Source organism: sulfur-oxidizing endosymbiont of Gigantopelta aegis (assembly GCF_016097415.1).
Classification (GTDB): domain Bacteria; phylum Pseudomonadota; class Gammaproteobacteria; order GRL18; family GRL18; genus GRL18.
In genome coordinates, this window is record NZ_JAEHGE010000001.1 from 1787247 (window position 1) to 1811422 (window position 24176).

Sequence of the window (24176 nt, forward strand, 5' to 3'; positions counted from 1 at the left end):
TTTTAGAAACGCTACTGAAAAGGTTTAATCAGTTGGCGAATGACATCGTATTCTTTATCTTCTGTATAGGCAAAGCCATTATATTTCTTATCAACCGATTGAATAATGGCCAAGTGTTCAGGATCATTAGGATCAAGCTGTAAAAATGCTTGTTGAATTTTTTTCAATAAGTCGTCATCAATATGCTTGCTAACGCTAATATTGTAAGGTGGTAACTCATCAGAACGGTAAAGAATACGGATACCCTTACCTTGCCACTTATAAGCCATAGTGTCCTTCACTATACCGGCATCAAAATCACCATTAATGACAGCACGCACGATATTGTCATAGTGCCCTAAAAACTCGTAATTACCGAGTTCATTCATGGGAATTCCTGAACCCACAACGACTGCACGTTGTAATAGGGCGGCCTTATCGCCAAATGCAAAATTTTTACCTTTGAGTTGTTCCAAGGTTTTTATCGGACTGTTTTTATTGACCACAATCATTAAACGAAATGAGCCCTTGCCCTTGGTTACCGTTTTTACTACCAAGCGGGTATTACTTTTTTTATGTGCTTTTAGATAGGCGACAGGGGTGAGATAAACCAGATCAACATCACCATTCACGGTATCTGCAATAGCTGTTTTCATATTAGGTGCCAGTTTTAATGACACAGGGATGTTAAGTGTTTGGCTAAGATAGTTAGTTAGTGGTGATAAGCGTTTATGCATCACCGCAGGAATATCCATCGCCACAGAGCCGAATAATAATTCTGCTTGGTGCTGATGTTCTGCCGATGCATTGGTAGGTACAAAAAAAGCAAGTAGGAAGCTATAAATAGCAACTAAGAATATTTTATGTGTCATAGGATGTTTTTTGGCCTCTAATATCATTGTAATGAGTGACTTTATTTCTTCCTGTCTTTTTGCTCGCATATAATGCTAGATCGGAGTATTTATAAAATTCAGTGGTGGTAATTGTTTTTGCAATATCAGGAATAGTGGCCACCCCTAAACTGACGGTGACGTTAATCGGTTTTCCCTGAAATATATGCTTTTGTTTTTCGACACTGCTACGGAGTTTCTCGGCAATTTCCATAGCATTTTGAATGTTGGCTCTTTTACATAAAACAATGAACTCTTCGCCACCGACACGGCATAAAATATCCGTATTGCGTAATTGAGCTTTCATGTTATTAGCTACTTCTTTGAGAATAATGTCGCCCGCATCATGACCATAGCTATCATTGATTTTTTTAAAGAAATCGATGTCAATTAAAATTAAACTATTGTCATCCCCATGACGCAAAGACATTTCAATTTCAGTTTTCATCAAGTCTTCAAAGTGTCTGCGGTTGTAAAGGCCGGTTAATACATCTGTGAATGAAAGACGTTTTAATTCCTCATTGATCTTTTGTAACTCATTAGATTGTTTTTGTAAGTTTTGATTGGTTTTGTGGTAAGCGCTTAACGAACAGCGTTCTTTACCTTTTCCAATTCTGATTTTTTAAAATTCCAGGGAAGCAATGCTTCCAGCTTTTCAACCGTATCCGCATAAGGTAATTGGGTTAATACATAGACCATATACGTATATGGCTCAATATCATTGGCCTTAGCGGTTTCAATAAAACTATAATGAACTGCACTGGCATGTGCACCCTTTGGCGTATCTGAAAATAACCAGGCCTTTCTACCCACGCAGAATGGACGGATAGCATTTTCTGCCAGCACATTACTGATATTCAACCGACCATCTTCACAATAAACAGTCAGCTTAGGCCATTGATTATTAATATAGGTGAGTGCTTTTCCTGTCAAGCTGTCGTTCGGCACTTTGCCCAGGGTGTTATCGACCCATGTTCTTATTTTCTCAAGAAGCGGCAGGCTCTGTTTCTGACGAACCTTAAATTTTTCATTAACACTGGCTTCTTTTATCTCACGCTCAATTAAATACAGCTTATTGATATGGGCCAGTGCCACATCGGCTTTTGTAGGCTTTTGATTGCTCTTTTTCTTTGGTTGTGCCGTCTGAGAATCTTTGAATTTACGGCGAGTGTGATCCCAGCAGCCGACCGATGTGGCATTATTTTGTGCACACACGGCATTGTAACCGGCATAGCCATCGGTTTGCAGATAGCCGCTAAAGCCATCAAGCAGGCGCAGTGGTACTTCCTTCTTACGAGAAGGATCGTATTCAAACAGCACACTGGGTTGTCCAGGTGGCCCGCCACGACTGACCCACATGTATTTGTTCGAATGAGCACTGAGTCCCGGCTCTTTTAATACTTTGAGCACCGTTTCATCCATTTGGATGATGTCACCCGACAGTTGATGTTCTCGCATGAGGTTGATGAGCGGCTGGAACTGATGAGCCAGTTTAATAGCCCAATTGGCCATGGTGGCTCGGGTTATATCGCCGCCATAGCGTGATAATATGCCTTCCATTCGATACAGAGGCAAACCATCGGCATATTTTGAGATAATGATGTGTGCATCAGGTGAATACTGCCCATTGATTTAGGTAATGGATGTTTTGGCATGACCGCAGCTTTCATTGAACGACTGTCTGTGTCATTGGTGCCTGCAAAGACGGCTTTTTCCTGGAAGTATTCCAGTATTTGGACTTTAGCTGGAATGATATCCAGCTCTTCTCTGACTTTAGTGTAAAAACCTCAATGGCACCGGCTTTTTCTTCATCTGTCAGATCGATGAAGACAGGGACTCTTGGAATAGTCTTTGAGAAAGGCTTCCTGCCTGTTTTTTCTTTCTTCTTAGGCGAAGTGGTTTTAGGTTCAGGGAGCCCCTCATCGTCAGCCGCCTGCTCAGCTTCATCAAATAAGCGTTCCTGACCATCACTTTTTTCACTGCTGGGTGCAAAGCGTTTACTACGAGCCAGACGAAGGGCTTCTTCCAGTATTTTTATACGTTGGTTTTTCTGTTCAATGACACTCAACAATTCATTCTTGTCCGCGTGTGAAAAAGCGGAAAATATAGAGTCGTTTTTGTGGATTCAGCCTTGTTTTGCATGGCTTTATTATAACAAAAAATAGACTAAAAGTACTTAAAATACAGACTCATAATGCAATTTCTTATGCGGTTTCATGACACTGATATCATAGCCGTCTAATAGCCAGTTGATTTGTTGTCCGGTGATATTCATCAGGTCATCTTCACCCTTTGGCCATTTGAACTTTTCTTCTGAGAGACTTTTGTAATAGAGTACAAAACCGGTATTATCCCAGAAGAGGCATTTAATTTTATTACGCTGACGATTGGTAAAGGCATACAGATGGCCTGCAAAAGGATTATGACCTAATTCACATTCAACAATGGCACTGAGGCCAATAAAACTTTTACGAAAATCAACAGGCTTCAGATAGAGATACACCTGTGGCAGGCTGAGTGATGGACGTATGGCTGACTTCATTGGAACAGTCCTGCTAATTGTTTTACCAGCTGTACATTATCGGCAGTCACTCCTTCAATGCGTAGCTGATTGGGTAATTCTACAATTAATGCTGAGGTGCGGGCTGAATAGTGTTTCGGGGAGGATAGTTGAATAAAACCATTCCCCTTTGTCATCGCACTGGTTTGCGTTGTTGCACCCAGCAACTTACGCTTGTAATAGCCAAAACGTTTGATGTGATGTGTCAACACTTTTCCGGACAGTTTTCTAAATATTTTTTTGGCTGTTTCAAGTGATTTTTGTCATTTTGTATTTCCTATCATTTTAGTTTCTCATGTTAACTTTAAACAGATGAAGAGAAAGGGCTTTGCCCTCTGGAACGATAGAGCCGTTCCATTCACCCAAGGTATTTTCACAACGGTAATGATCCTGTTACAATATCTTCACGGCACAGGCTGAGGAGCCGATGGCCGTCAACGGTAATGGGCGGCATTTATGTCGCCTTTACCCCTCTTCAATCAATCGATTTAAGCTATTTCCTGCTGTATTTCATAATCGACTGGTGACAAATAATCATTAGCCGAATGAAGTCGCTCCCGATTATAAAATACCTCAATATATTCAAATGTTGCCTGCTTTGCTTCTACTCTGGTTTTGAATCGACAATGGTGCGTCAATTCAGTTTTCAAACTATGAAAGAAGCTCTCTGATACAGCATTGTCCCAGCAATTTCCTTTGCGGCTCATAGACTGAATTATGTTATGATCCGACAATATTTTTCTATGACTATCAGAGGCATATTGGCTACCTCGGTCAGTATGCCAAAGCAATCCATCCATTGGTTTACGCTTCCATATGGCCATCAGTAAAGCATCATTGACTAGCTTGGCTTTCATTCGCTCATCCATCGACCAGCCAACAATTTGCCTAGAGAATAAGTCAATGACAACCGCTAAATATAACCAGCCTTCCTTGGTGGCAATATAGGTAATATCACCCACATAGTAGCGATCAGGTTGAGAGACAGTAAACTCTCTTTCCAGTAAATTTGGAGATATACGCTTATTATGCTTGGAATTAGTCGTCGCTTTAAAGCGTCTCTTCGTTTTACAAAACAAACCGGCTTTTTTCATTAATCGACCAATTCTCCGGCGGCTTATATGAACGCCTTTTTCAGCCAGTTTTCTTTTAAGACGACGGGTTCCATAAGTCTTGCGACTGTCTTCAAACAGTTTTTTTAGCTGCTCAGTAAGCGCTTCATTTTCTTTCTCTCTATCCGTTTTAGGAGAGCTAACCCAATCATAATAGCAACTACGGGAAACATCCATAAAACGGCACAGAATCGTTACCGGGTAATCTTTAGCCTGATCAGTTATCCATGCGTACTTCACAAAGTTTCCCTTGCAAAGTACGCTGTGGCCTTTTTAATAAATCACGCTCCTGAATCACTTTTGCCAATTCTTTTTTCAGACGTTTTACTTCATCATAAATGTGTTCATCACTTCTATTGGCTACCGTCTTCACCGGTTTGGAATATTTACTGATCCAGGTATGTAGAGTATTTACATTAACACCTAGCTCCCTGGCAGTCTGAGAAACGGGTTGATCCGTCTCATTAGCTAATTTGACAGCTGATTCTTTAAATTCTGATGTATAGCTTTTATTCGGTTTTTTTGTTTGATCATTCATTTTAGGTCACACTTTTTATCTTTTAGTTATTTTAAGTTGTGTGTCCGGTTAAGTATAGCCACATTAACCATTGAAGTAAAAGGTTTGAGCAAAGCGCAAAAAGAAGCCAGACAAAAAGCTAAGTTTGGTTACACAGGTGAGCGTTTATCTTTGAATTTCCAAGACATTGAAATACGTGCGGTATTGCAGTTGATTGCTGATTTTACCGGAAAAAATATGGTCACCAGTGATACGGTGAATGGTAGTATTACTTTGCGCTTAAAAAATGTCCCCTGGGATCAAGCCTTGGCTATTATCTTAAAAACCAAAGGCCTTGGTATGCGCGAAGAAGGTAATGTGATGCGCGTAGCACCTATTGAAGAGTTGGCGGCCATTGAAAAACAGGAATTAGAGGCTAAGAAACAAATCGCGGCTTTACTACCCTTAGTAACGGAAACCATTCAATTACGTTTTGTGACAGCGACTGCAGTGGCAAAACTATTGGAAAAAACGCGTAAACAAGCACAAAGAAATAGTCGTCGAAGTGGTCGGGGTAAAGGTGGTCGGGGTTCAAATGCAAATTCAGGGAGTGATATTTCCACAACTGGCGATCCAAATGATCCAGAAGGGGCTTCTTATTACTCTGCGCGTGGAACTATTATGCCAGATGACCGAACTAATAAATTAATTGTTCGTGATACGGCGCGTAATATCGAACAATTAAGAAAATTAATAAAAGATATTGATACGCCAACAAGACAGGTTCTGATTGATGCACGTATTGTTGCCGCAAGAGATGGTTTTCAAAAAGAAATGGGCTTGAGTTGGAACTTTGGTTCAGTAAGCAAAGGTGGTACAAGAAAGGATAGAGGAACTATTGAGAACGGAGGAACGACTCAGACAACGGTTGGTGGTGTAGATTTAGGTGGAGTTACTACTGGTAAGGGAGGATTGTTAGGGGTTACTTTTGCACTATTGAATAGTAGTTACTTAGTTGATTTAGAAATTGAGGCTTCTCAACAAGAAGGTAGCAGTGAAATTATTTCTAGCCCAAGGGTTGTAACCACTAACGGCAAAACTGCTTTGATAAGATCAGGTACTGAAATACCTTATTCAACAGTCAGCCAGAATGGCACACAAACACAATTCAAAGATGCATTTTTGAGCCTTGAAGTAACACCTTTGATTATTCCGGGAAATAAAGTCAACATGGACTTGATAATCACCAAAGATAGCCCGGGAGAGGTTACTCCCAGTGGCGATCTATCTATTGATAGCAGAGAAATAGAAACATCAGTGTTAGTAGATAATGGTAATACGGTAGTACTCGGTGGTATTTTTGAACATGAAAAATTTAGAGGTACTGACTCAGTTCCTATTTTAGGTGATATTCCTGTAATTGGTGCAGCGTTTAGGGTAAATTCAAGAAAAGATACTAAAGCTGAACTGCTCATCTTCATTACACCAAAGATTATGGATGAGACCTTATCATCCAGATAAGTTAATCTCTAATCTTCATAAAAAAGGGCTGTCGGGAAACCGCAGCCCTTTTTTTATATGAGGCTTGATTAAATTATTATGATTTGTCATATTACACATCATTTAGAAATAGCGGTTTGGGGAATAGATCATTAGCAATATTATTTTAATCGGACCAATGGGTGCTGGTAAAACGACCATAGGCAAACAAATAGCACGATCTCTGGGCTTTGATTTTTACGATAGTGATCGTGAAATAGAAGAACGCACTGGGGTGACAATTCCGTTGATTTTTGAACTAGAGGGCGAGTCGGGTTTTCGTCGTCGAGAAAAAGATATTATTGCCGAGTTGACCCAAAAAAAGCATATCGTGCTGGCGACAGGCGGCGGGGCTATTTTAAAAGTAGAAAATCAATTAGCTTTAAAACGTTCCGGTACGATAGTGTATTTATGTGCCGGTATTGAAGACCTATTAGAACGAACGGCTAAAGATAAAAATAGACCCTTATTGCAAACGGACGATCCCAGGAAAAAACTTCAGTCTATCCTAACGGAACGTGAACCCATTTACCGCGAATTAGCTGATATAATACTGGAAACAAATAAAATGACGGTGCATACTGCCGTGCAAGAACTAGAGGAGTTAATAAAGGCCGAAGGCTGAATGCGCTCATGATTACTTTAAACGTTGACTTGGGAGACCGTAGTTATCCCATTTTTATTGGTGAGGATTTATTGCAAGATAAGTCTCTGATTAGCCCTTATATTGCGGGCAAGCAAGTGGTGATTGTCACCAATGAAACAATTGCCCCTTTGTATCTGGATAAAGTGCTATCCCTCTGCTCTGATTATCAATGTAAAACGGTTATTTTACCCGATGGGGAAGTGTATAAAACCTATGATGGTATTTTACCTATCATTGACTGTTTGATGGAAAATCAATTTGATCGACGTGTGACTCTGATTGCCTTAGGGGGTGGTGTGATCGGTGATATGACCGGTTATGCAGCGGCTATTTATCGTCGCGGGGTTAATTTTATTCAAATTCCCACCACCTTGCTTGCTCAGGTGGATTCTTCTGTGGGTGGCAAAACAGGAGTGAATCACCCATTGGGTAAAAATATGATCGGTGCTTTTCATCAGCCACAATGTGTACTCGCTGATACCCTTACCCTCAATACCCTAGATGATAGACAATTAAGCGCCGGGATGGCAGAAGTTATTAAATATGCCCTGATTAATAGCGGTGAATTTTTTACCTGGCTGAAAGCTAATATGTCAGCCTTGAATCAGCGTGATCCAGAAGCCTTGGCCTATGCCATTGAATTTTCCTGTCAGGATAAGGCTGATGTCGTGGCTGCTGACGAAAAAGAACAAGGCCAGCGTGCCTTGCTTAATTTGGGGCATACCTTTGGTCATGCCATTGAAACGGGCTTAGGCTATGGCAATTGCCTGCATGGTGAAGCCGTTGCGATTGGTATGGTGATGGCTGCTGATTTATCTATGCGTCATGGCTGGATTGATGAATCGGTGCGACAACAAATAATTAGCCTAATTGAACTGGCAAACTTGCCTACTTGCGTACCGACAGAAATTGCTAATGGCCAGACGATAAAACTTTCAGTCGAAAAATTTACCGAACTAATGGCTGGAGATAAGAAGGTGCTTGATGGTCAATTACACCTCATCTTGTTAAATGCTTTGGGCAGTAGCCTGATTACGTCTGATTTTGATGGTGAAAAACTAAGCCAAACACTGGAAGTTTTTGCCACGGCATAGTATTTCCTAATGTTTTATGAGTAGAAACCGTAGGGTGGGCACGGCTTTTTGTGCCTACGCTGACTCACAACCTTATACTCACACTTTCAGCGTGGGCACAAAAAGCGTGCCCACCCTACGATCTATAATAAAAAAGCAGTTAAATGGGCTTAAAATAGGGAGCAATACGTGCCACAACTGGATAGATTAGGCTTAAGAGAAAATCCTTTCAAAAAAAATACCGATCAACGTTATTTTTATGCCGATAAAAGCCGTGCACAAATACTGGAATCAACTGAGCATTTGATTGAATACTCAAGTAATTTTCAGGTCATTATTGGTGCTCAAGGCGTAGGCAAAAGCCAACTCATGGAAGCTATCGCGAATAAGATTGATAATAATTGGCGTATAGCAAAAGTGAATAATGCTGATCAATACGATACCCTTTCTTTGATTCAAGCCATACTCGATGCCTTTGGTGCTGTTGATAATAATCACTCAGAACTGCTTGAAGTGTTGGAAGCTCAATTAGCTGAAATCAATCAGCTTGGTTTTAAGCCGGTCTTATTACTCGACAGCGCTCAAGCACTTTCTATTGATTCTTTGCGTTTTTTAATTCAATTATCACAGCAAAAACAAGACGATGAGCCCTATATTAATATTGTTTTATTTGCCACTGAAGACGTGACTGATTCGCTACAAAGCTCGGAACTTAGAGATTTTAGAGAAAATATCCATATTGCCACCTTGCTTGCCTTTGATAAAGAAGGGGTGTCAGGTTATTTAAGGCATAAAATGGCTGTAGCAGGCTTTGATCGCGAGTCACCTTTTACGCCCCGTATTATCGATAGTATTTTTAATGACTCACTGGGCTTGCCAGAAAAAATTAATCTTTTTGCAGACAAGTTTTTAACTTCTAGTGGTAAAGCAGAAAATTATATTTTAGATACAGACAGTTCATCAACAGCAGTAGAAACTCAACAAAGCGAAGCTGAAGCACCTTTTGAACTCGATATTGATGAAGCAATGGCAGAGCTTTCTGATGATCTCGGTACAACAGATCTCGGTACAATAGATCTCGGTACTACAGATCTCGGTACAACAGAACTCGATCCTATTGAACTAGAGAATCAGTTTGACTCTGATAATGAGGCAGATTTTAGTCAGCAATTAGATGACTTAGGCTTATCTAATCCCTCCGAAGCAAATAATGATAACTTAATGGACTCATTTGCGGATGATGAATTTCAGGGGCATCGGAGTGATCGGGCTGAAGAACAATTGAGCCGTCTAGCAGAAAAATTTGAAGAAATTGAACAGCTGGATGAACAATCCAATGATAACTTTTTAAATGATCTCGATGATAATAAGCATCAGATTGACAGCCAAAGTATAGAAGAGCCACCCAGCTCAGGCTTGCCTAAATTTATTATCCCCATTGCCGTGATTGGTTTATTAATTGTTGCAGTGCTGGTGATTAATAGTGTCTTTAAAGACACGGGTGAAATGGATTCTTTGGCGGATAAACAAGAGAAAATAGAATTATTACCTTTGGAACTCCCACCTCAACAAGGTGATTTGATTAGCAAAGAAGAAAAAGCCGTAAACGAAATTAAAACTCCCGCCATTCAGCCTGGGCCTATGGTAGCTGAGGTGGACAATAAGCCAGAGCTTGAAAGCAAGTCTGAGCTATTAGTCGTTGAAGCAGCCGTTGAGAAAATACCTACTAGCTCTGATACAGTAGTACCTCCGGCTACAAATGCGGATGAAAAAATGCTAACTACACCTATTACAGCGCCTATTACAGCGCCTGCTGTAGCTGCCAAGGAAGAGCAAGCCACTGCCATCATTACGGCTAAAGTGACACAGGTTGAGCCTGAGCCACTTATTGGCTCAAATAGCCGTCAATACTTGACCATCAAGGGGACTCAGTTTACTCCGGATACGCTATTGGTCGTGACCTGGGGAAGCAATAAAAAAGACTTTTCAGCACAACTAACACCCAAGCAATGGCAATACATTAATCAAACGACCATTAAGTTGCATTTGAGCACGGGAATAGAAGAACAACAATGGCAAGTTAGCGCTCGAAATACCGCCGGGGCTGAGTCGCCGGCGGTGAGTTTTGATGTGGTACGGCCTTATATTTCTAAAAATGCCCTGGAACGCGTTTCACCCAATCCCCTAAAAGGCAGTAATAAGCGCCAGAAAATAGCGATTATGGGACAGGGTTTAACTAAGCAAACCGTGTTTGAAGTTAAGTGGGCTAAGAATAATAAGCAGTTCTCGTCACGTTTAACGCCCAGCCAATTTGAGTTTGTTAATAGCCAGCAAATTAACCTATTCCTCACAACCGGCACAAAAGAGCGTACCTGGTCGGTGTCTTTCGTGGGCAAGGGGACTAAAAATAGCAAAGTTGAGTTTCAGGTGGTTAAAAAACTCCCTGCTAAAGCATTGGCTGCTAAAGCGCTGGCAGTTAAAGATAAGCCAATTGTGAAGGCGAAATTTAAAGACATTAATTGGCTGAAGCAACAAGCGGATGAGCATTACACATTACAACTTTTTGGTTCATACAATAAACAGGCCATTGATGAACTGGTGAGCAAGCATGCACTGCAAGGTGATATGTTGCGTTTTGCCAGTCAGCGTGATGGTAAAACCTGGTACACCCTGACCTATGGCAATTATGCTTCCAAACAGGATGCGACCCAAGCCATTACGGGTCTTGCTCCAGAGTTAGCACAGCCTGCACCCTGGATTAGAAGCATGGCGAGCATCAAAGAGAGTTTACAGCTGAAATCACTATCGGTGAAATCTGTTGCAGCAAAATCTGAGCCTGTTAAATCAACCCCAGTTAAACCTGCTATCGTGAAATCTAAAGCCAAGGATGAAGCCTGGATTTGGACTCAAAACCCGGCGGAATATACCGTGCAATTAATTGCACTGAGTAGCGAGCAGGCTATTAAGGATTATATTCGTAAGACAGGCATTCAATCCGAAGCCGTTTATTTTAAAACTATTCGCAATAAAAAAGCACTTTATGTACTGCTTTATGGCCATTATTTGGATAAGCAATCAGCTGACCAAGCGGCAGGGAAACTGACCACAAAAATTAGCGGCAGTAAGCCCTGGGTACGTAGTTTTTCGACTGTCCATGAGATGATGGACAACAGATGACAGAGGCTTCTTGAAAGGGTATAATGTCCGGCTCTTTCGCCACGTAGATGCGAGCAAGAATGGGTAATGAATAATGACCGGCTTGCTTGAGAATTAATCGGCGTAAGGGTTTACATTCATTATATCCATCAATTGAGGCCTGTAATGCCAGCATTTGAAGCACCAAAATCCATGTTTTCACCACAGTCTTTTGCGGCCAGTGATCCATTGCGAAATGATCATACCCAAAGCATCCAACAGTCACCTAAACCCTATTTGCCTGAAGCCTTGCAAGATACCCTCTATCGACCTGCTTTTGAGAAAGATAATTGTGGTTTTGGTCTTATCGCTCACATGGATGGCGCTAGTAGTCATTGGTTAGTGGAACGAGCAATTGAAGCCCTAGCACGATTGACTCACCGTGGTGCAATTTCAGCCGATGGTAAAACCGGTGATGGCTGTGGCTTATTATTGCAAACACCTGATAGCTTGATGCGTGCCGTGGCACAAGAACAAGACATTAAACTGGCTGAAGACTATGCCGTGGGTGTTGTTTTCCTGAGTCAGGATAATGCAGAAGCAGACAAGGCTAGAAGCCAACTGAACCAAGAAATTCAGGCCGAAGGCCTTGAGGTAGCAGGCTGGCGTGTCGTTCCCGTGGATAAATCAGCCTGTGGTGATGAAGCATTGCTTTCCTTACCACAAATTGAACATATATTTGTTAATCCTGCTGCAGGCATGGATACCGTTACTTTTGATCGCCATCTCTATATCGCTCGCCGCCGTGCTGAAAAAGCATTGCAGGGCAATGATGATGTGTTCTATATCCCTTCAATGAGTTCTCAGGTGATTTCCTACAAAGGCTTAGTGATGCCTGAGTTCTTGCCAGCATTCTATAAAGATTTGAATGACCCGCGCATGGCATCTGGTATGTGTGTTTTCCATCAGCGCTTCTCGACTAACACCTGGCCACAATGGCGCTTGGCTCAGCCATTTCGCTATTTGGCGCACAATGGTGAAATCAATACCATCCAGGGTAATCGCAACTGGTCTGTGGCACGTGGTCATAAGTTTTCCACGCCTTTGATTCCCAATATGGACGATATTCGTCCCTTGGTATCTATGAGCGGTTCAGACTCCAATAGCATGGATAATATGCTCGAAGCCTTATTGGCCGGTGGCATGGATATATTCCGTGCTATGCGTTTGTTGATCCCACCTGCCTGGCAGAATGTCGATACCATGGATGCTGATTTAAAAGCCTTCTATGAATACAATTCCATGCACATGGAAGCCTGGGATGGTCCTGCCGGTGTGGTGATGACGGATGGTCGTTATGCTGCCTGCACATTGGATAGAAATGGTCTGCGTCCGGCGCGTTATGTGATCACTAAAAACACCCAGGGTGATGGTGGCATTGCTGATGCGACTTATTCTGATTGTGTTATAACACTGGCATCTGAAACGGGTGTCTATGTTTATGATGAAGCGGATGTGATCAGCAAGGGGCGCTTAAAGCCGGGACAAATGCTGGCTGCAGATACCCGCACGGGGGAATTATTATTACCAGATGATGTTGATCAGCATCTGAAAACACAGAATCCATATAAAGATTGGCTGAAAAAAGGCATTAAAAACCTTAAATCTGAATTGCTTGAGCCTTCAAATATTGTTGGCTGCATGGTTGACGAGACTTATCGTATCTACGAAAAGCAGTTTCAAATTACCAATGAAGAAAAAGAATATGTCATCAAAGTGCTGGCAGAAAATGCGGCAGAAGCCATTGGCTCCATGGGTGATGATACCCCGATGGCCGTACTTTCCAGTCGTGTCAGACCTTTTTATGATTATTTCCGTCAGCAATTTGCCCAAGTGACCAATCCACCGATTGATCCGATTCGTGAAAGCATCGTTATGTCTCTGGAAACTTGTTTGGGTGCGGAAAAGAATTTATTTGCTGAAACTGCCAGCCATGCTGAGCGTTTGATTATTGATTCCCCGGTTTTATCCTGTGCTAAATATGAAAACCTGTTGAACATTGATGATGATAATTATGCACATGAAATCATTGATCTTAATTTTTCACCTGAGCAAAGCCTCAAAGAAGCATTAAGCAATATCTGTCAACAAACAGAAGTGGCGATAAACAAGGGTAAGGTGGTTATTATCTTAGATGATAGTCATCTCGCCAAAGATAAAATCACTCTGCATGCACTTATGGCAACGGGTGCGGTACATCATCACCTGATTGCTAAAGGTTTACGCTGTGATGCCAATATCGTAGTCAAAACCGGTACGGCGCGTGATCCGCATCATTTTGCCACCCTGATTGGTTATGGTGCATCAGCGGTTTATCCGTATATGGCCTATGAAACGCTGGCGAAATTGATCAGCAGTAATGAAATTACTGATAGCAGTATTGGTAATGTTACCAAGGCCTACCGCAAGGGTATTAACAAAGGCTTGTATAAAGTGATGTCAAAAATGGGCATCTCAACCATTGCCAGTTATCGTGGTTCACAATTATTTGAAGCCATTGGTGTTGATGAAGAAGTCACCGAAATGTGCTTTAAGGGTACAACGAGCCGTATTGCGGGTGCTGGTTTCAGTGATTTTGATTCCGATCAGCGCTTCTTAAATAAAGTTGCCTGGAATCCTCGCAAGAATAATGACCATGGTGGTATCTATCGCTATGTACATGGGGGTGAATACCATGCTTATAATCCCGACGTCGTTATGTATATGCAACAAGCAGTACAGTCCGGTGATTATAGTGCCTATAAAAAATATGCCGATGAAGTGAATAATCGTCCTATTGCTACCCTGCGTGATTTATTAAAATTGCGTGACGACATCGAGCCTATCGATATTGATGATGTCGAGCCAGTGGAAAATATGTTCTCGCGTTTTGATAGTGCTGCCATGTCACTTGGAGCCCTATCGCCTGAAGCCCATGAAACACTTGCCGAAGCGATGAACCGTTTAGGCGCACGCTCTAATTCTGGTGAGGGTGGTGAAGATCCAGCTCGTTTTAATACTTTAAAAGTATCAAAGATCAAGCAAATTGCCTCGGGTCGTTTTGGCGTGACACCACACTATCTAGTCAATGCAGAAGTATTGCAGATCAAAGTCGCACAGGGTGCCAAGCCCGGCGAAGGTGGTCAGTTGCCCGGTCATAAGGTCGATGAAAATATTGCCAAACAGCGTTATTCAGTACCGGGTGTGACCTTAATTTCACCGCCACCTCACCATGATATTTATTCAATTGAAGATTTATCACAATTGATTTATGACCTAAAACAAGTCAACCCAAAGGCTTTAGTATCAGTTAAGTTGGTGTCAGAACCCGGTGTCGGCACGATTGCTGCCGGTGTCGCAAAAGCCTATGCCGACCTAATTACCATTGCCGGTTATGATGGTGGTACTGCGGCCAGCCCTCTGGCCTCGGTCAAATATGCCGGTTCACCCTGGGAATTAGGCCTGAGTGAAACCCAGCAAGCGCTTTGTGCTAATGACTTGCGTGGTAAAATTCGCCTACAAACAGACGGGGGTTTAAAAACCGGTCTGGATATTGTTAAAGCGGCCATTTTAGGCGCTGAAAGTTTTGGCTTTGGTACTGCGCCGATGATTGCTATGGGGTGTAAATACCTGCGTATCTGTCACCTGAATACCTGTGCCATGGGAGTTGCGACTCAGAACAATATACTGCGTAAGAAACACTTTATCGGCAAAGTCGAAATGGTTATGAACTATTTCAAATTTGTCGCGCAGGAAACCCGTGAGTGGATGGCATCATTAGGGGTCAGCAAACTAGAAGACTTAATTGGCCGTACCGACTTACTGGAAATTATTGAAGGTAAAACGGCACGTCAGTCACGTTTAGATTTATCGCCCTTATTAAAAACAGTCGATGATCAAAGCAAGCCAAGATTTTGCATTGAACCCAGTAATAGCCCTTATGATAAGGGTGAAAAAGCCGAACAAATGGTTGCTGCTACCTTGTCTGCGATTGAAAACAAGTCCGGTGGCATATTCGAGTTTGATGTACAGAACATTGACCGCTCTATCGGTGCGCGTTTATCCGGTGAAATCGCCCAGCGTCATGGCAACTTGGGCATGAGTGATGCCCCCATCACCATTAAGATGAAAGGTTCTGCGGGTCAGAGTTTGGGTGTCTGGAATGCTGGTGGCCTGCATCTTGAACTCGAAGGTGATGCCAACGATTATGTCGGCAAGGGCATGGCGGGTGGTCGCATAGTGATCAATCAGGCCTGTGGTACAAGCTTCAAGAGTAATGAAACCACCATCATTGGTAATACCTGTCTCTATGGTGCGACCGGCGGTTCACTATTAGCCGCAGGTCTGGCTGGTGAACGCTTTGGTGTGCGTAATTCTGGTGCCCATGCTGTTGTTGAAGGTATTGGCGATCATGGTTGTGAATACATGACCGGCGGTGTTATTACGGTCTTAGGTGATACCGGACTGAACTTTGGTGCCGGTATGACCGGTGGTTTTGCTTATGTGTTAGATCAGGACAATCAATTTGTTGATCGCTATAACCATGAGCTCATTGATATTAACCGTATCGGTAATGAACAGATGGAAGCACATCGTCATTATCTAAAAGGTAAGATTGCAGAATTTGTCCAGGCGACTGGCAGTGAATGGGGTCAATACATTCTAGATAATTTTGTAGATATGAGTGGCAAGTTCTGGTTGGTGAAGCCAAAAGCAGCATCAATTGATAGCCTATTAGAAACGCTTTCTAACGAAGCAGCTTGAACTTTATAGCAGAGATTGCTGTAGAAAAAATTGCTGTAGAAAAAATAGTTATAGCGTGTAGCATTAGCCACCGAAAAAATAGTTTAAGGTAATATTATGGGTAATATATTCCAGTTTATGCAAGTTGATCGCAACGATCCGAACAAGAAAGACTCGGCCGTGCGTATCAAAGAATATAAAGAAATATACGAAATTTTTGATCAGGATAAAACCTCAGAACAGGCAGACCGCTGTTTGGATTGTGGCAATCCCTATTGTGAATGGAAATGCCCAGTTCACAATTATATCCCTCACTGGCTACGCTTAGCACAGGAAGGTAAGATCATCGAAGCGGCAGAATTGTCACATCGAACCAATTCACTACCAGAAATTTGTGGCCGAGTATGCCCACAAGATCGCCTATGTGAAGGTGCTTGCACTTTGAATAGTGATTTCGGTGCTGTTACCATTGGTTCAGTTGAACGTTATATTACCGATACAGCACTGGCACAAGGCTGGCGTCCAGACTTAAGTGCGGTTAAAGATACTGGTAAAAAAGTGGCTGTTATTGGCGCAGGTCCTGCAGGATTAGCTTGTGCTGATGTGTTGGTACGTAATGGTGTGAAGCCGATTGTTTATGATCTGCACCCAGAAATTGGTGGCTTGCTGATGTTTGGCATCCCTGAATTCAAGTTAGAAAAAGGCGTGGTTAAAACCCGTCGTGAAGTCCTTGAAGGCATGGGTGTTGAATTTGTACTGAACACCAAAGTCGGTGACACAGACTCTGAAGGCAATGTCAGCTTCCAAAGCTTATTGGACAAATATGATGCCGTCTTTATGGGCATGGGCACCTACACCTCGATGACTGCAGGTATAGCGGGTGAAGATTTAGACGGTGTTCATGTTGCATTAGATTTCTTAGTTTCTAATGTTAAAAACTGCTATGACTATGATACTGATTTTATCAGTATGAAAGATAAAAAAGTGGTGGTACTGGGTGGCGGTGATACTGCGATGGACTGTACGCGTACTTCCATCAGACAAGATGCCGATCAAGTTTTTTGTGCCTATCGTCGTGATGAAGTGAATATGCCGGGTTCGAAAAAAGAAGTGTTAAACGCCAAAGAAGAAGGCGTGCAGTTCTTATGGAATCGTCAGCCAGTGGAAATCGTTGGCGAAAATGGCAAGGTGACGGGCATTAAATTGATCACGACTGCATTGGGCGAGCCTGATGAACGTGGTCGCAGTCGTCCTGAGCCTATTCCCGGTTCAGAAGAAATTGTGCCCGCTGATGCCGTTCTGATTGCCTTTGGTTTCAGACCCAGCCCAGAAAAATGGTTTAATGATTTTACGATCACTCAGGATGAACGTGGCCGTGTCATTGCACCGGTGGAGCAAGAATTCAAATATCAAACCCAAAACCCGAAAGTATTTGCCGGTGGCGATATGGTGCGTGGCTCTGACTTAGTGGTCACCGCCATTGACGAAGGTCGTCAGGCTGCCGAAGGTATTCTGGATTTCTTAGACGTCTAACCCAATTTGTAGGCTGGGCTTCTGCCCAGCACAGCTTCTCAGGAAAAGAAATAAATGAGTGAATTAAAGAACGATCGTTTTCTAAAAGCCCTTTTACGTCAACCGGTGGATATGACTCCGGTATGGATGATGCGTCAGGCAGGTCGTTATTTACCTGAATACCGTGCCACACGTGAGCAGGCCGGTAGTTTTATGGACTTGTGCATGAATGCTGATTTGGCCTGTGAAGTCACCCTACAACCCTTAGAACGCTATGCCTTAGATGCCGCTATTTTATTTTCTGATATCCTGACCATTCCTGATGCGATGGGCTTAGAATTACGTTTCGCACAAGGTGAAGGCCCCAAATTTGATAAGCCCATTCGTTCTGCTGCAGATGTCAATGCCTTAGGCATTCCTGATCCCGAAGGTGAATTACAATATGTGATGAACGCTGTACGCACGATTCGTAAAGAACTCGATGGACGTGTGCCTTTGATCGGTTTTTCCGGTAGCCCCTGGACATTAGCCACGTATATGGTGGAAGGGGGTTCAACCAAAGAATTCGGCAAAGTTAAAGGCATGATGTTTGATGAGCCACAAACCATGCATAAATTACTGGATACCCTCGCGCAATCAGTGATCAGTTATCTGAATGCGCAAATTGCTGCCGGTGCTCAGGCGGTAATGGTATTTGATACCTGGGGTGGTGTTTTGACGCCACGTGATTATAAAGAATTTTCCCTACGTTATATGGAGCAAATCGTCGCGGGTGTTACCCGTGAAAATGATGGCCGCACCGTACCTATCGTATTATTTTCTAAAGGTGCCGGTGGTTGGCTAGAAGTCATGGCTGAAACAGGCTGTGATGCTTTGGGTGTTGACTGGACGCTTGATATGGCCGATGCTCGTGCCCGCGTCGGTGACAAGGTTGCCCTACAGGGTAATATGGATCCCAGTATTTTATATGCTAATCCTGAGCGTATTGAGCAAGAAGTGAAAATTATTCTAGAAAGCTATGGTAAAGGTAATGGTCATGTCTTCAACTTAGGACATGGTATTCATCAGCATATTGACCCTGAAAATGTTGGCGTGTTTATTGATGCAGTACATGAGCATAGTACGCAGTATCATAAATAGGGCTAGTTTTTTTGTATAAAAGCCGGAAGCTGGGCAGGTGTGCTAGTACCTTCAGAGGGACGCTTTAAACACATCCATGTGTCGCTTAGACTCGGCGTCCTGCCTCGGCAAACCCTCTGAAGGCACTAGCACCTACCCACCTTCCTAACAGAGTCATGCCTATCTTGGGGAGCGAATTAAAAGCAAAGAGTAACCCACCTGTAGGATGTGGTGAGGCACGAACCGCATCAATGGTAAATAGTCATTTTTGATGCGGTTCGTTCCTCACCACATCCTACAGCTGAAGTGTAAAGCTGACTCATTCTGGCTTTAACTTTTCCCCTCCAAAAAAACCGCATTACAAACGATCACTGAATCACAAAATTAGTAAAATAAAGCCCCTCTATTTGTTTCTTCCCGGTCAATTCTTTAAGCACCGTTTGAACATCAGTCTGTACTTTTTCTTGTAGTGCTTTTTTCTTCTTAGGTGTATTCACGCTCTCCCTAGTCTGCTCTGAAAGCGCCGTAATAATGATGTCTCGCAATGGTGCATTATGCAGTTGAACGGCTTCAATGGCTTCTGGACTGCCTAATACTTGTAAACGTACCTGTAAAAAACGCATTCTACGTTCGCTGGTTTGCAGGTTGACGACAAATGGTGGTGAAAGCTCATAGTATTTCGTGTCATCCACTTCTTCGTCTTCTTCTGCATAAGCAGACGCAGTAAAAACAAAGGCAAGCATTAATAGCAAAATAAACCTTGCTGAGTGCTTAAAGATTGAGGAGCCTGAAGTATATTGATTGAGCATATTATCTTCCAAATAAATAATGTGATTGATGGTGTTTATAGTTTAGTCTAAAAATCTGATTTACACAGTTTTTCTATCATACTAATGGCCTGATTAAGATAAGAAGAACCAAATAAATTAGCATGATTGAGTATGTGGTATAAATTATACAGTGTTTTTCGTTGTTGATAGCCTTCATCTAAGGGCCAGGTTGCTTGATAGGCTTGATAAAAATCAGCGCTGAACCCACCAAACAGTTCTGTCATGGCCATATCGGTTTCTCTGTCACCATAATATAAGGCCGGATCAAAAAGCACCGGTTGATTGGCTGTTTGGAAAGCATAATTGCCTGACCACAAATCACCATGCAACAATGAGGGCACAGGCTGATGATTGTCTAAAATCGTGCTTAATTGTTCTAATAAGATGTCTGCAAGTGGCTGCAAGCGCCTTTTATGTCCCTTATCGTAGAGCATGTTGAATTGTGGTAGTAGTCGTTGCTCACGCCAGAATGTCAGCCAATCAGGATGCTGTGCATTGCTTTGCGGAGTACTGCCAATCACATTATTTTGATACCAGCCATGTTGCTTGGCAGTGATTTGATGCATTTTTGCCAGCGCTATGCCAAAGGCTTGATGATTACCTCGTGCATCCAAAGGTAAATATTCCAGTACCAGATAGCTATTATTATCCGTATGCCCAAAGCAAATGGGTTCAGGCACACGAATGGCCGAATCGGTGTTGGACAGAGCCTGTGATAATTCATTTAAAGCATCAAACTCAACCTGAAACATACTTTCCAGTGCGATTGAATTCAGTTTAACGAAAAATTCCTGACCATCTGTTCCTGTGATCTGATAACATGAGTTGATACTGCCTCCACCGACACTGAGGTGGTTGCTGAGTTGCAGTGAAATATTCAGTGTTTGACTGATGTGCTCAGTGATAGGTTGCCAATGAATCATAAATACGTGTTTTTCAAGCCATAAAAAAGAAAATAATTAACTAAGTTTATAATGCCAGAAGAAAAATTAAAAGCAGCCTTAAGTATTGTGCAAGTAGCTGTACCCACTCCCTTGCGTAGAAAATTTGATTATTTGCTACCGGATGACATTGATTCAGAACAGGTTTTGCCGGGTATGCGTGTGCTGGTTCCCTTTGGTCGTACCAAACAAATTGCTGTGGTACTGGCAATGGCAGCAAAAACAGATATTGAGTTAAAAAAACTCCGGCCTATTGTTAAGGTGCTGGACAAAAAACCTATTTTGCCAACTGATATTATTCAATTATTGAATTGGGTAGCGACTTATTATCATCACCCCATTGGTGAAGTCTTTCAAGCCGCATTGCCCGTGCATTTTCGTAAAAAAGAATCCGCAAGCACTCAGGAGCAGCGATTATGGTTCTTGACGGAGGAGGCGAAAAAAGCTGATTGGGATTGTTTAAAACGTGCTGTGCGTCAGCGCAGTATTTTAGAGCAATTAAAAAAATACCCTGAAGGTTTAACAAAAGAGCAAATTGCCAGTGAACAGGAAGGGCAATGGCAAAGTGCATTAAAAACCTTGCAGAAAAAAAACTGGTTACAAGAGCAAGTCCAGGCGCATATCCCCTATCAATATTGTTTGCCGGATAGTGCGAGTGATACGGCTATTATTAAAAATCCCGGCTTATCACTTAATGAAGAACAACAAAGTGCTGTTGCAAACCTGCTGAGTCGAGATGATTATTTTAGTGCCAGTTTGATTGATGGGATAACTGGCAGTGGTAAAACGGAAGTGTATCTGTCGGTGATCGAGCAGCAATTGAATAATGCCCGTCAGGTATTAGTATTAGTGCCGGAAATTGGTCTGACCCCGCAATTGATTTATCGTTTTGAACACCGTTTTTCGGTGATTATCGCGACCCTGCACTCTGGTTTAAATAATACCCAGCGGATGAAAATATGGCAGCAAGCGGCTAGTGGTGAAATTCGTATTTTAATTGGCACCCGTTCGGCTGTTTTTACCCCCATGCCAGATTTGGGGGTGATCATTATTGATGAAGAACATGACTTGTCATTTAAGCAACAAGATGGCATTCGCTATTCCGCTAAGGACATTGCTCTAGTCAGAGCGAATTATGCTGATATTCCGATTATGTTGGGCTCGGCAACCCCCTCGATGGAATCGCTTTATCTTTGTCAGCAAGAAAAAATGACTCACTTAAAACTGCGTCAAAGAGCAGGTAAGGCACGACCACCGGAAGTGCATTTGATTGATATTCGCGGCCAGTATTTACAACATGGTATGAGTCGGACGCTGATTGATTTAATTAAACAGCATTTAGCCAAAGAAAATCAGGTTTTATTATTCCAAAATCGCCGTGGCTATTCGCCGGTTTTATTATGTAACAAATGCGGTTGGATCAGTCATTGTCACCGCTGCGATGCCAAGCTCACCTATCATCGACAGCGTAATCATTTACGCTGTCACCACTGTCAGATAGAACAACCTTTGCCAGCACAATGTCCCGAATGTGGTCATGGTGACTTATCGCAATTGGGCGTGGGGACTGAACGAGTCGAAAAAGTGGTGCGGGAGATTTTTCCAGAGATCGAAGTGATCCGTATTGATCGGGATACCACCCAGCGCAAAGGTGCCATGCAGAACCTTCTGGAACAGGCACGCGATGGCAAGCAGCAAATTCTAATTGGTACGCAAATGCTAGCCAAGGGACACCACTTTCCCAATGTCACCTTAGTGGCTATTTTAGATATTGATCAGGGGCTTTATTCCGTTGATTTTCGTGCCCCGGAACGCCTGGCACAATTGATCGTACAGGTCTCTGGTCGAGCGGGTAGGGAAGAGAAAAAAGGTCAGGTGGTATTGCAAACGGCTCATCCGGAAGATGAAATGCTCAATACCTTGCTCAGCCAAGGCTATGCCGGTTTTGCTGCTAATGCCTTAGCGGAGCGCAAAGCTATTCTTCTACCGCCTTATGCCTATCAGGCTTTAATTCGAGCAGAAGCGAATCACATAAATAATTATCAGGCTTTTCTTGAGTATTGTTTCCAGACGATGAGCGCGATTAAACAGAACTTATCAAGTAAGAGTGATGTACAGTTTCTTGGTCCTGTTCCAGCACCGATGGAGAAAAAAGCAGGGAAATTCAGGGGACAACTCCTCGTGCAGTCTAGCCAAAGAAAAGAATTACACCGTATTTTACAAGATTTAATTTGGAATGTGGAATTGACTAAAGCCGCACAACGAGTGCGCTGGTCAATTGATATCGATCCTCAGGAATTGTATTAAATTTTGTTCGATGAGCTAATGGGGTAGCATCAGCTTTGCTTATTGAATAACTCGACTTGGTCGAAATGAATGGCTTTTTTATGATCACTAAAAACTCTTGTTTCAGCATTGTATATCAAGTAACAGAATTTTATATTGGCACTTATTTGTTTTAATTTATTTAAATTTTTAAACTGTCGTTCAGAATATGTTGAGCTTGATTTTATTTCAATGGCTGTTATATCGCGACCATTTTGTAGGATTAAATCGACCCCAAAGCCATTGCTGTCTCGATAGAAATATAAATTAGAAATCTTACCCTCATTTAGCCTGCTTTTAAGGTATTCCATCACGATTAAATTTTCAAAAATATTGCCGACTAAGGGGTCTCTCGATATTTGTTCGGGTTTTTCAATGCCCAACAAGAAGGCTAATAAACCCACATCAACAAAGTAGTATTTAGGGGTTTTAACAACACGTTTACCATAATTTTCGAAAAAAGGAGGGAGTTTAAAAATAATGAATGAGGCTTCAAGAATAGAGAGCCAATTTTTTATGGTTTTTGTGTCAACACCCACATCATTGGCTAATGAATTATAATTAAATAACTGACCGACTCTCCCAGCCAATAATTTAATAAATTTTTCAAACAATAGGGTGTTTTTGAGATTGATTAGTTGTCTGACATCACGTTCAACATAGGTTTGGTAATAGTTTGAATAGGCTTGCCCGGGTCTTTGATGATGATCATAGATCCGAGGTAAGAAACCATGAAATACATAATCCTCGAAACGATCAAAGCTTATTTGGGCATGACTTAATTCTGAAATAGTTAAAGGAAATAATTTTAATATCCCTGTGCGTCCTGCCAATGATTGGCTAATCGCTTGGTTTAATTCTAATTGATGTGAACCCGTCAGAACAAATTCACCATTCATTTGATTTTCATCAACTTGTACTTGAATATAGCTTAATAATTGCGGTACTCGCTGAATTTCATCAAGAATAACAAAAGAGCCAAATTGCTTTAAAAATGCTTTAGGATCGGACTCTGCAAATTCTCTGTTTTCCGGCTGTTCAAGATTGCAGTAGGCATAATTTTCTAAAGCATTTTTGGCCAAGGTTGTTTTACCTGCCTGTCGAGGACCTAATATTGTCACAATAGGGTACTCTTTAAGCAATTGGTGTAATTCATATTCTATATTACGTTTAATCATACAATAAGTTTAGTTTATGTAATATAGGAGTTCAAGTCCTGTATTACATAAACACTCTA

Annotated in this window: 18 protein-coding genes; 8 read left to right on the forward strand and 10 right to left on the reverse strand. The window is 42.1% G+C overall.

Going from position 1 to position 24176, the window contains the following annotated elements; all coding sequences use genetic code 11:
- Positions 1-11: 11 nt before the first annotated feature.
- The 7 genes from JEU79_RS08985 to JEU79_RS09010 form a co-directional block, all read right to left on the reverse strand.
- The gene (locus JEU79_RS08985) at positions 12-851 is read right to left on the reverse strand and encodes a phosphate/phosphite/phosphonate ABC transporter substrate-binding protein (RefSeq protein WP_198263850.1); all 840 of its coding nucleotides are present in this window, start codon (positions 849-851) and stop codon (positions 12-14) included.
- Positions 841-1488: a diguanylate cyclase gene (locus JEU79_RS08990; RefSeq protein ID WP_198265930.1), complete on the reverse strand. Its 648-nt coding sequence runs from the start codon at positions 1486-1488 to the stop codon at positions 841-843. Before JEU79_RS08990 ends, JEU79_RS08985 begins: the two co-directional genes overlap by 11 nt.
- Positions 1452-2501: an IS66 family transposase gene (gene tnpC / locus JEU79_RS08995; protein ID WP_425511169.1), complete on the reverse strand. Its 1050-nt coding sequence runs from the start codon at positions 2499-2501 to the stop codon at positions 1452-1454. Before tnpC ends, JEU79_RS08990 begins: the two co-directional genes overlap by 37 nt.
- Before the next feature lie 34 nt (positions 2502-2535).
- Positions 2536-2940, reverse strand: coding sequence for an IS66 family transposase (locus JEU79_RS26275; protein WP_246540129.1), 405 nt, complete (start codon positions 2938-2940; stop codon positions 2536-2538).
- Between the two features lie 105 nt (positions 2941-3045).
- Positions 3046-3411 (reverse strand): IS66 family insertion sequence element accessory protein TnpB, encoded by a 366-nt coding sequence (gene tnpB / locus JEU79_RS09000; RefSeq protein ID WP_198263025.1) that lies wholly within the window; start codon positions 3409-3411, stop codon positions 3046-3048.
- Complete coding sequence (locus JEU79_RS09005) at positions 3408-3641, reverse strand: hypothetical protein (protein WP_198263851.1); 234 nt, start codon at positions 3639-3641, stop codon at positions 3408-3410. Before JEU79_RS09005 ends, tnpB begins: the two co-directional genes overlap by 4 nt.
- 276 nt (positions 3642-3917) lie before the next feature.
- Positions 3918-5079, reverse strand: a protein-coding gene (locus tag JEU79_RS09010; RefSeq protein WP_198263852.1) for an IS3 family transposase whose coding sequence is annotated in 2 segments (ribosomal slippage) — positions 3918-4815 and positions 4814-5079 — 1164 coding nt in all. Because the reading frame shifts where the segments join, the coding sequence is not laid out codon by codon here.
- 84 nt (positions 5080-5163) lie between these two features.
- Between JEU79_RS09010 and JEU79_RS09015 the strand changes: the two genes are divergently transcribed.
- The 7 genes from JEU79_RS09015 (at position 5164) to hemE (ending at position 18864) form a co-directional block, all read left to right on the forward strand.
- Entirely contained in the window at positions 5164-6558 is a 1395-nt protein-coding gene (locus JEU79_RS09015) for a type IV pilus secretin PilQ (RefSeq protein WP_198263853.1), read from the forward strand.
- Positions 6559-6715: 157 nt separating this feature from the next.
- Positions 6716-7201 (forward strand): shikimate kinase, encoded by a 486-nt coding sequence (locus JEU79_RS09020; RefSeq protein WP_214660537.1) that lies wholly within the window; start codon positions 6716-6718, stop codon positions 7199-7201.
- 8 nt (positions 7202-7209) lie between these two features.
- Entirely contained in the window at positions 7210-8316 is a 1107-nt protein-coding gene (gene aroB, locus JEU79_RS09025; protein WP_198263854.1) for a 3-dehydroquinate synthase, read from the forward strand.
- A gap of 168 nt (positions 8317-8484) precedes the next feature.
- A complete protein-coding gene (locus JEU79_RS09030) occupies positions 8485-11472 on the forward strand; it encodes an SPOR domain-containing protein (RefSeq protein WP_198263855.1) in 2988 nt (995 codons plus the stop codon).
- 144 nt (positions 11473-11616) lie between these two features.
- Positions 11617-16233: a glutamate synthase large subunit gene (gene gltB / locus JEU79_RS09035; RefSeq protein WP_246540132.1), complete on the forward strand. Its 4617-nt coding sequence runs from the start codon at positions 11617-11619 to the stop codon at positions 16231-16233.
- 96 nt (positions 16234-16329) lie between these two features.
- Positions 16330-17745, forward strand: a complete 1416-nt coding sequence (locus JEU79_RS09040) for a glutamate synthase subunit beta (protein WP_281400853.1) — start codon at positions 16330-16332, stop codon at positions 17743-17745.
- Between the two features lie 54 nt (positions 17746-17799).
- Positions 17800-18864, forward strand: coding sequence for a uroporphyrinogen decarboxylase (gene hemE, locus JEU79_RS09045; protein WP_198263856.1), 1065 nt, complete (start codon positions 17800-17802; stop codon positions 18862-18864).
- 347 nt (positions 18865-19211) lie between these two features.
- Here the strand turns inward: hemE and JEU79_RS09050 are convergent, their stop codons facing one another.
- Both JEU79_RS09050 and JEU79_RS09055 read right to left on the reverse strand, forming a co-directional pair.
- A complete protein-coding gene (locus tag JEU79_RS09050) occupies positions 19212-19652 on the reverse strand; it encodes a flagellar basal body-associated FliL family protein (RefSeq protein WP_198263857.1) in 441 nt (146 codons plus the stop codon).
- A 47-nt stretch (positions 19653-19699) separates the two neighbouring features.
- A complete protein-coding gene (locus tag JEU79_RS09055; RefSeq protein WP_198263858.1) occupies positions 19700-20596 on the reverse strand; it encodes a fructosamine kinase family protein in 897 nt (298 codons plus the stop codon).
- 51 nt (positions 20597-20647) lie between these two features.
- On the opposite strand from JEU79_RS09055, the gene JEU79_RS09060 reads away from it, so the two are divergent.
- Positions 20648-22921, forward strand: a complete 2274-nt coding sequence (locus JEU79_RS09060; protein WP_198263859.1) for a primosomal protein N' — start codon at positions 20648-20650, stop codon at positions 22919-22921.
- A gap of 29 nt (positions 22922-22950) precedes the next feature.
- Here JEU79_RS09060 and JEU79_RS09065 read toward each other — a convergent pair whose 3' ends face one another.
- Complete coding sequence (locus tag JEU79_RS09065) at positions 22951-24117, reverse strand: ATP-binding protein (protein ID WP_198263860.1); 1167 nt, start codon at positions 24115-24117, stop codon at positions 22951-22953.
- Positions 24118-24176 lie beyond the last annotated feature (59 nt).

Excerpts from the sequence above, each read along its gene's own strand:
- JEU79_RS08985 (WP_198263850.1), bottom strand. The coding sequence starts at position 851 with ATGACACATAAAATATTCTTAGTTGCTATTTATAGCTTCCTACTTGCT.
- tnpB (WP_198263025.1), bottom strand. The coding sequence starts at position 3,411 with ATGAAGTCAGCCATACGTCCATCACTCAGCCTGCCACAGGTGTATCTC.
- JEU79_RS09020 (WP_214660537.1), top strand. The coding sequence starts at position 6,716 with ATGGGTGCTGGTAAAACGACCATAGGCAAACAAATAGCACGATCTCTG.
- aroB (WP_198263854.1), top strand. The coding sequence starts at position 7,210 with ATGATTACTTTAAACGTTGACTTGGGAGACCGTAGTTATCCCATTTTT.
- gltB (WP_246540132.1), top strand. The coding sequence starts at position 11,617 with ATGCCAGCATTTGAAGCACCAAAATCCATGTTTTCACCACAGTCTTTT.
- JEU79_RS09040 (WP_281400853.1), top strand. The coding sequence starts at position 16,330 with ATGGGTAATATATTCCAGTTTATGCAAGTTGATCGCAACGATCCGAAC.
- hemE (WP_198263856.1), top strand. The coding sequence starts at position 17,800 with ATGAGTGAATTAAAGAACGATCGTTTTCTAAAAGCCCTTTTACGTCAA.
- JEU79_RS09050 (WP_198263857.1), bottom strand. The coding sequence starts at position 19,652 with ATGCTCAATCAATATACTTCAGGCTCCTCAATCTTTAAGCACTCAGCA.
- JEU79_RS09055 (WP_198263858.1), bottom strand. The coding sequence starts at position 20,596 with ATGATTCATTGGCAACCTATCACTGAGCACATCAGTCAAACACTGAAT.
- JEU79_RS09060 (WP_198263859.1), top strand. The coding sequence starts at position 20,648 with ATGCCAGAAGAAAAATTAAAAGCAGCCTTAAGTATTGTGCAAGTAGCT.
- JEU79_RS09065 (WP_198263860.1), bottom strand. The coding sequence starts at position 24,117 with ATGATTAAACGTAATATAGAATATGAATTACACCAATTGCTTAAAGAG.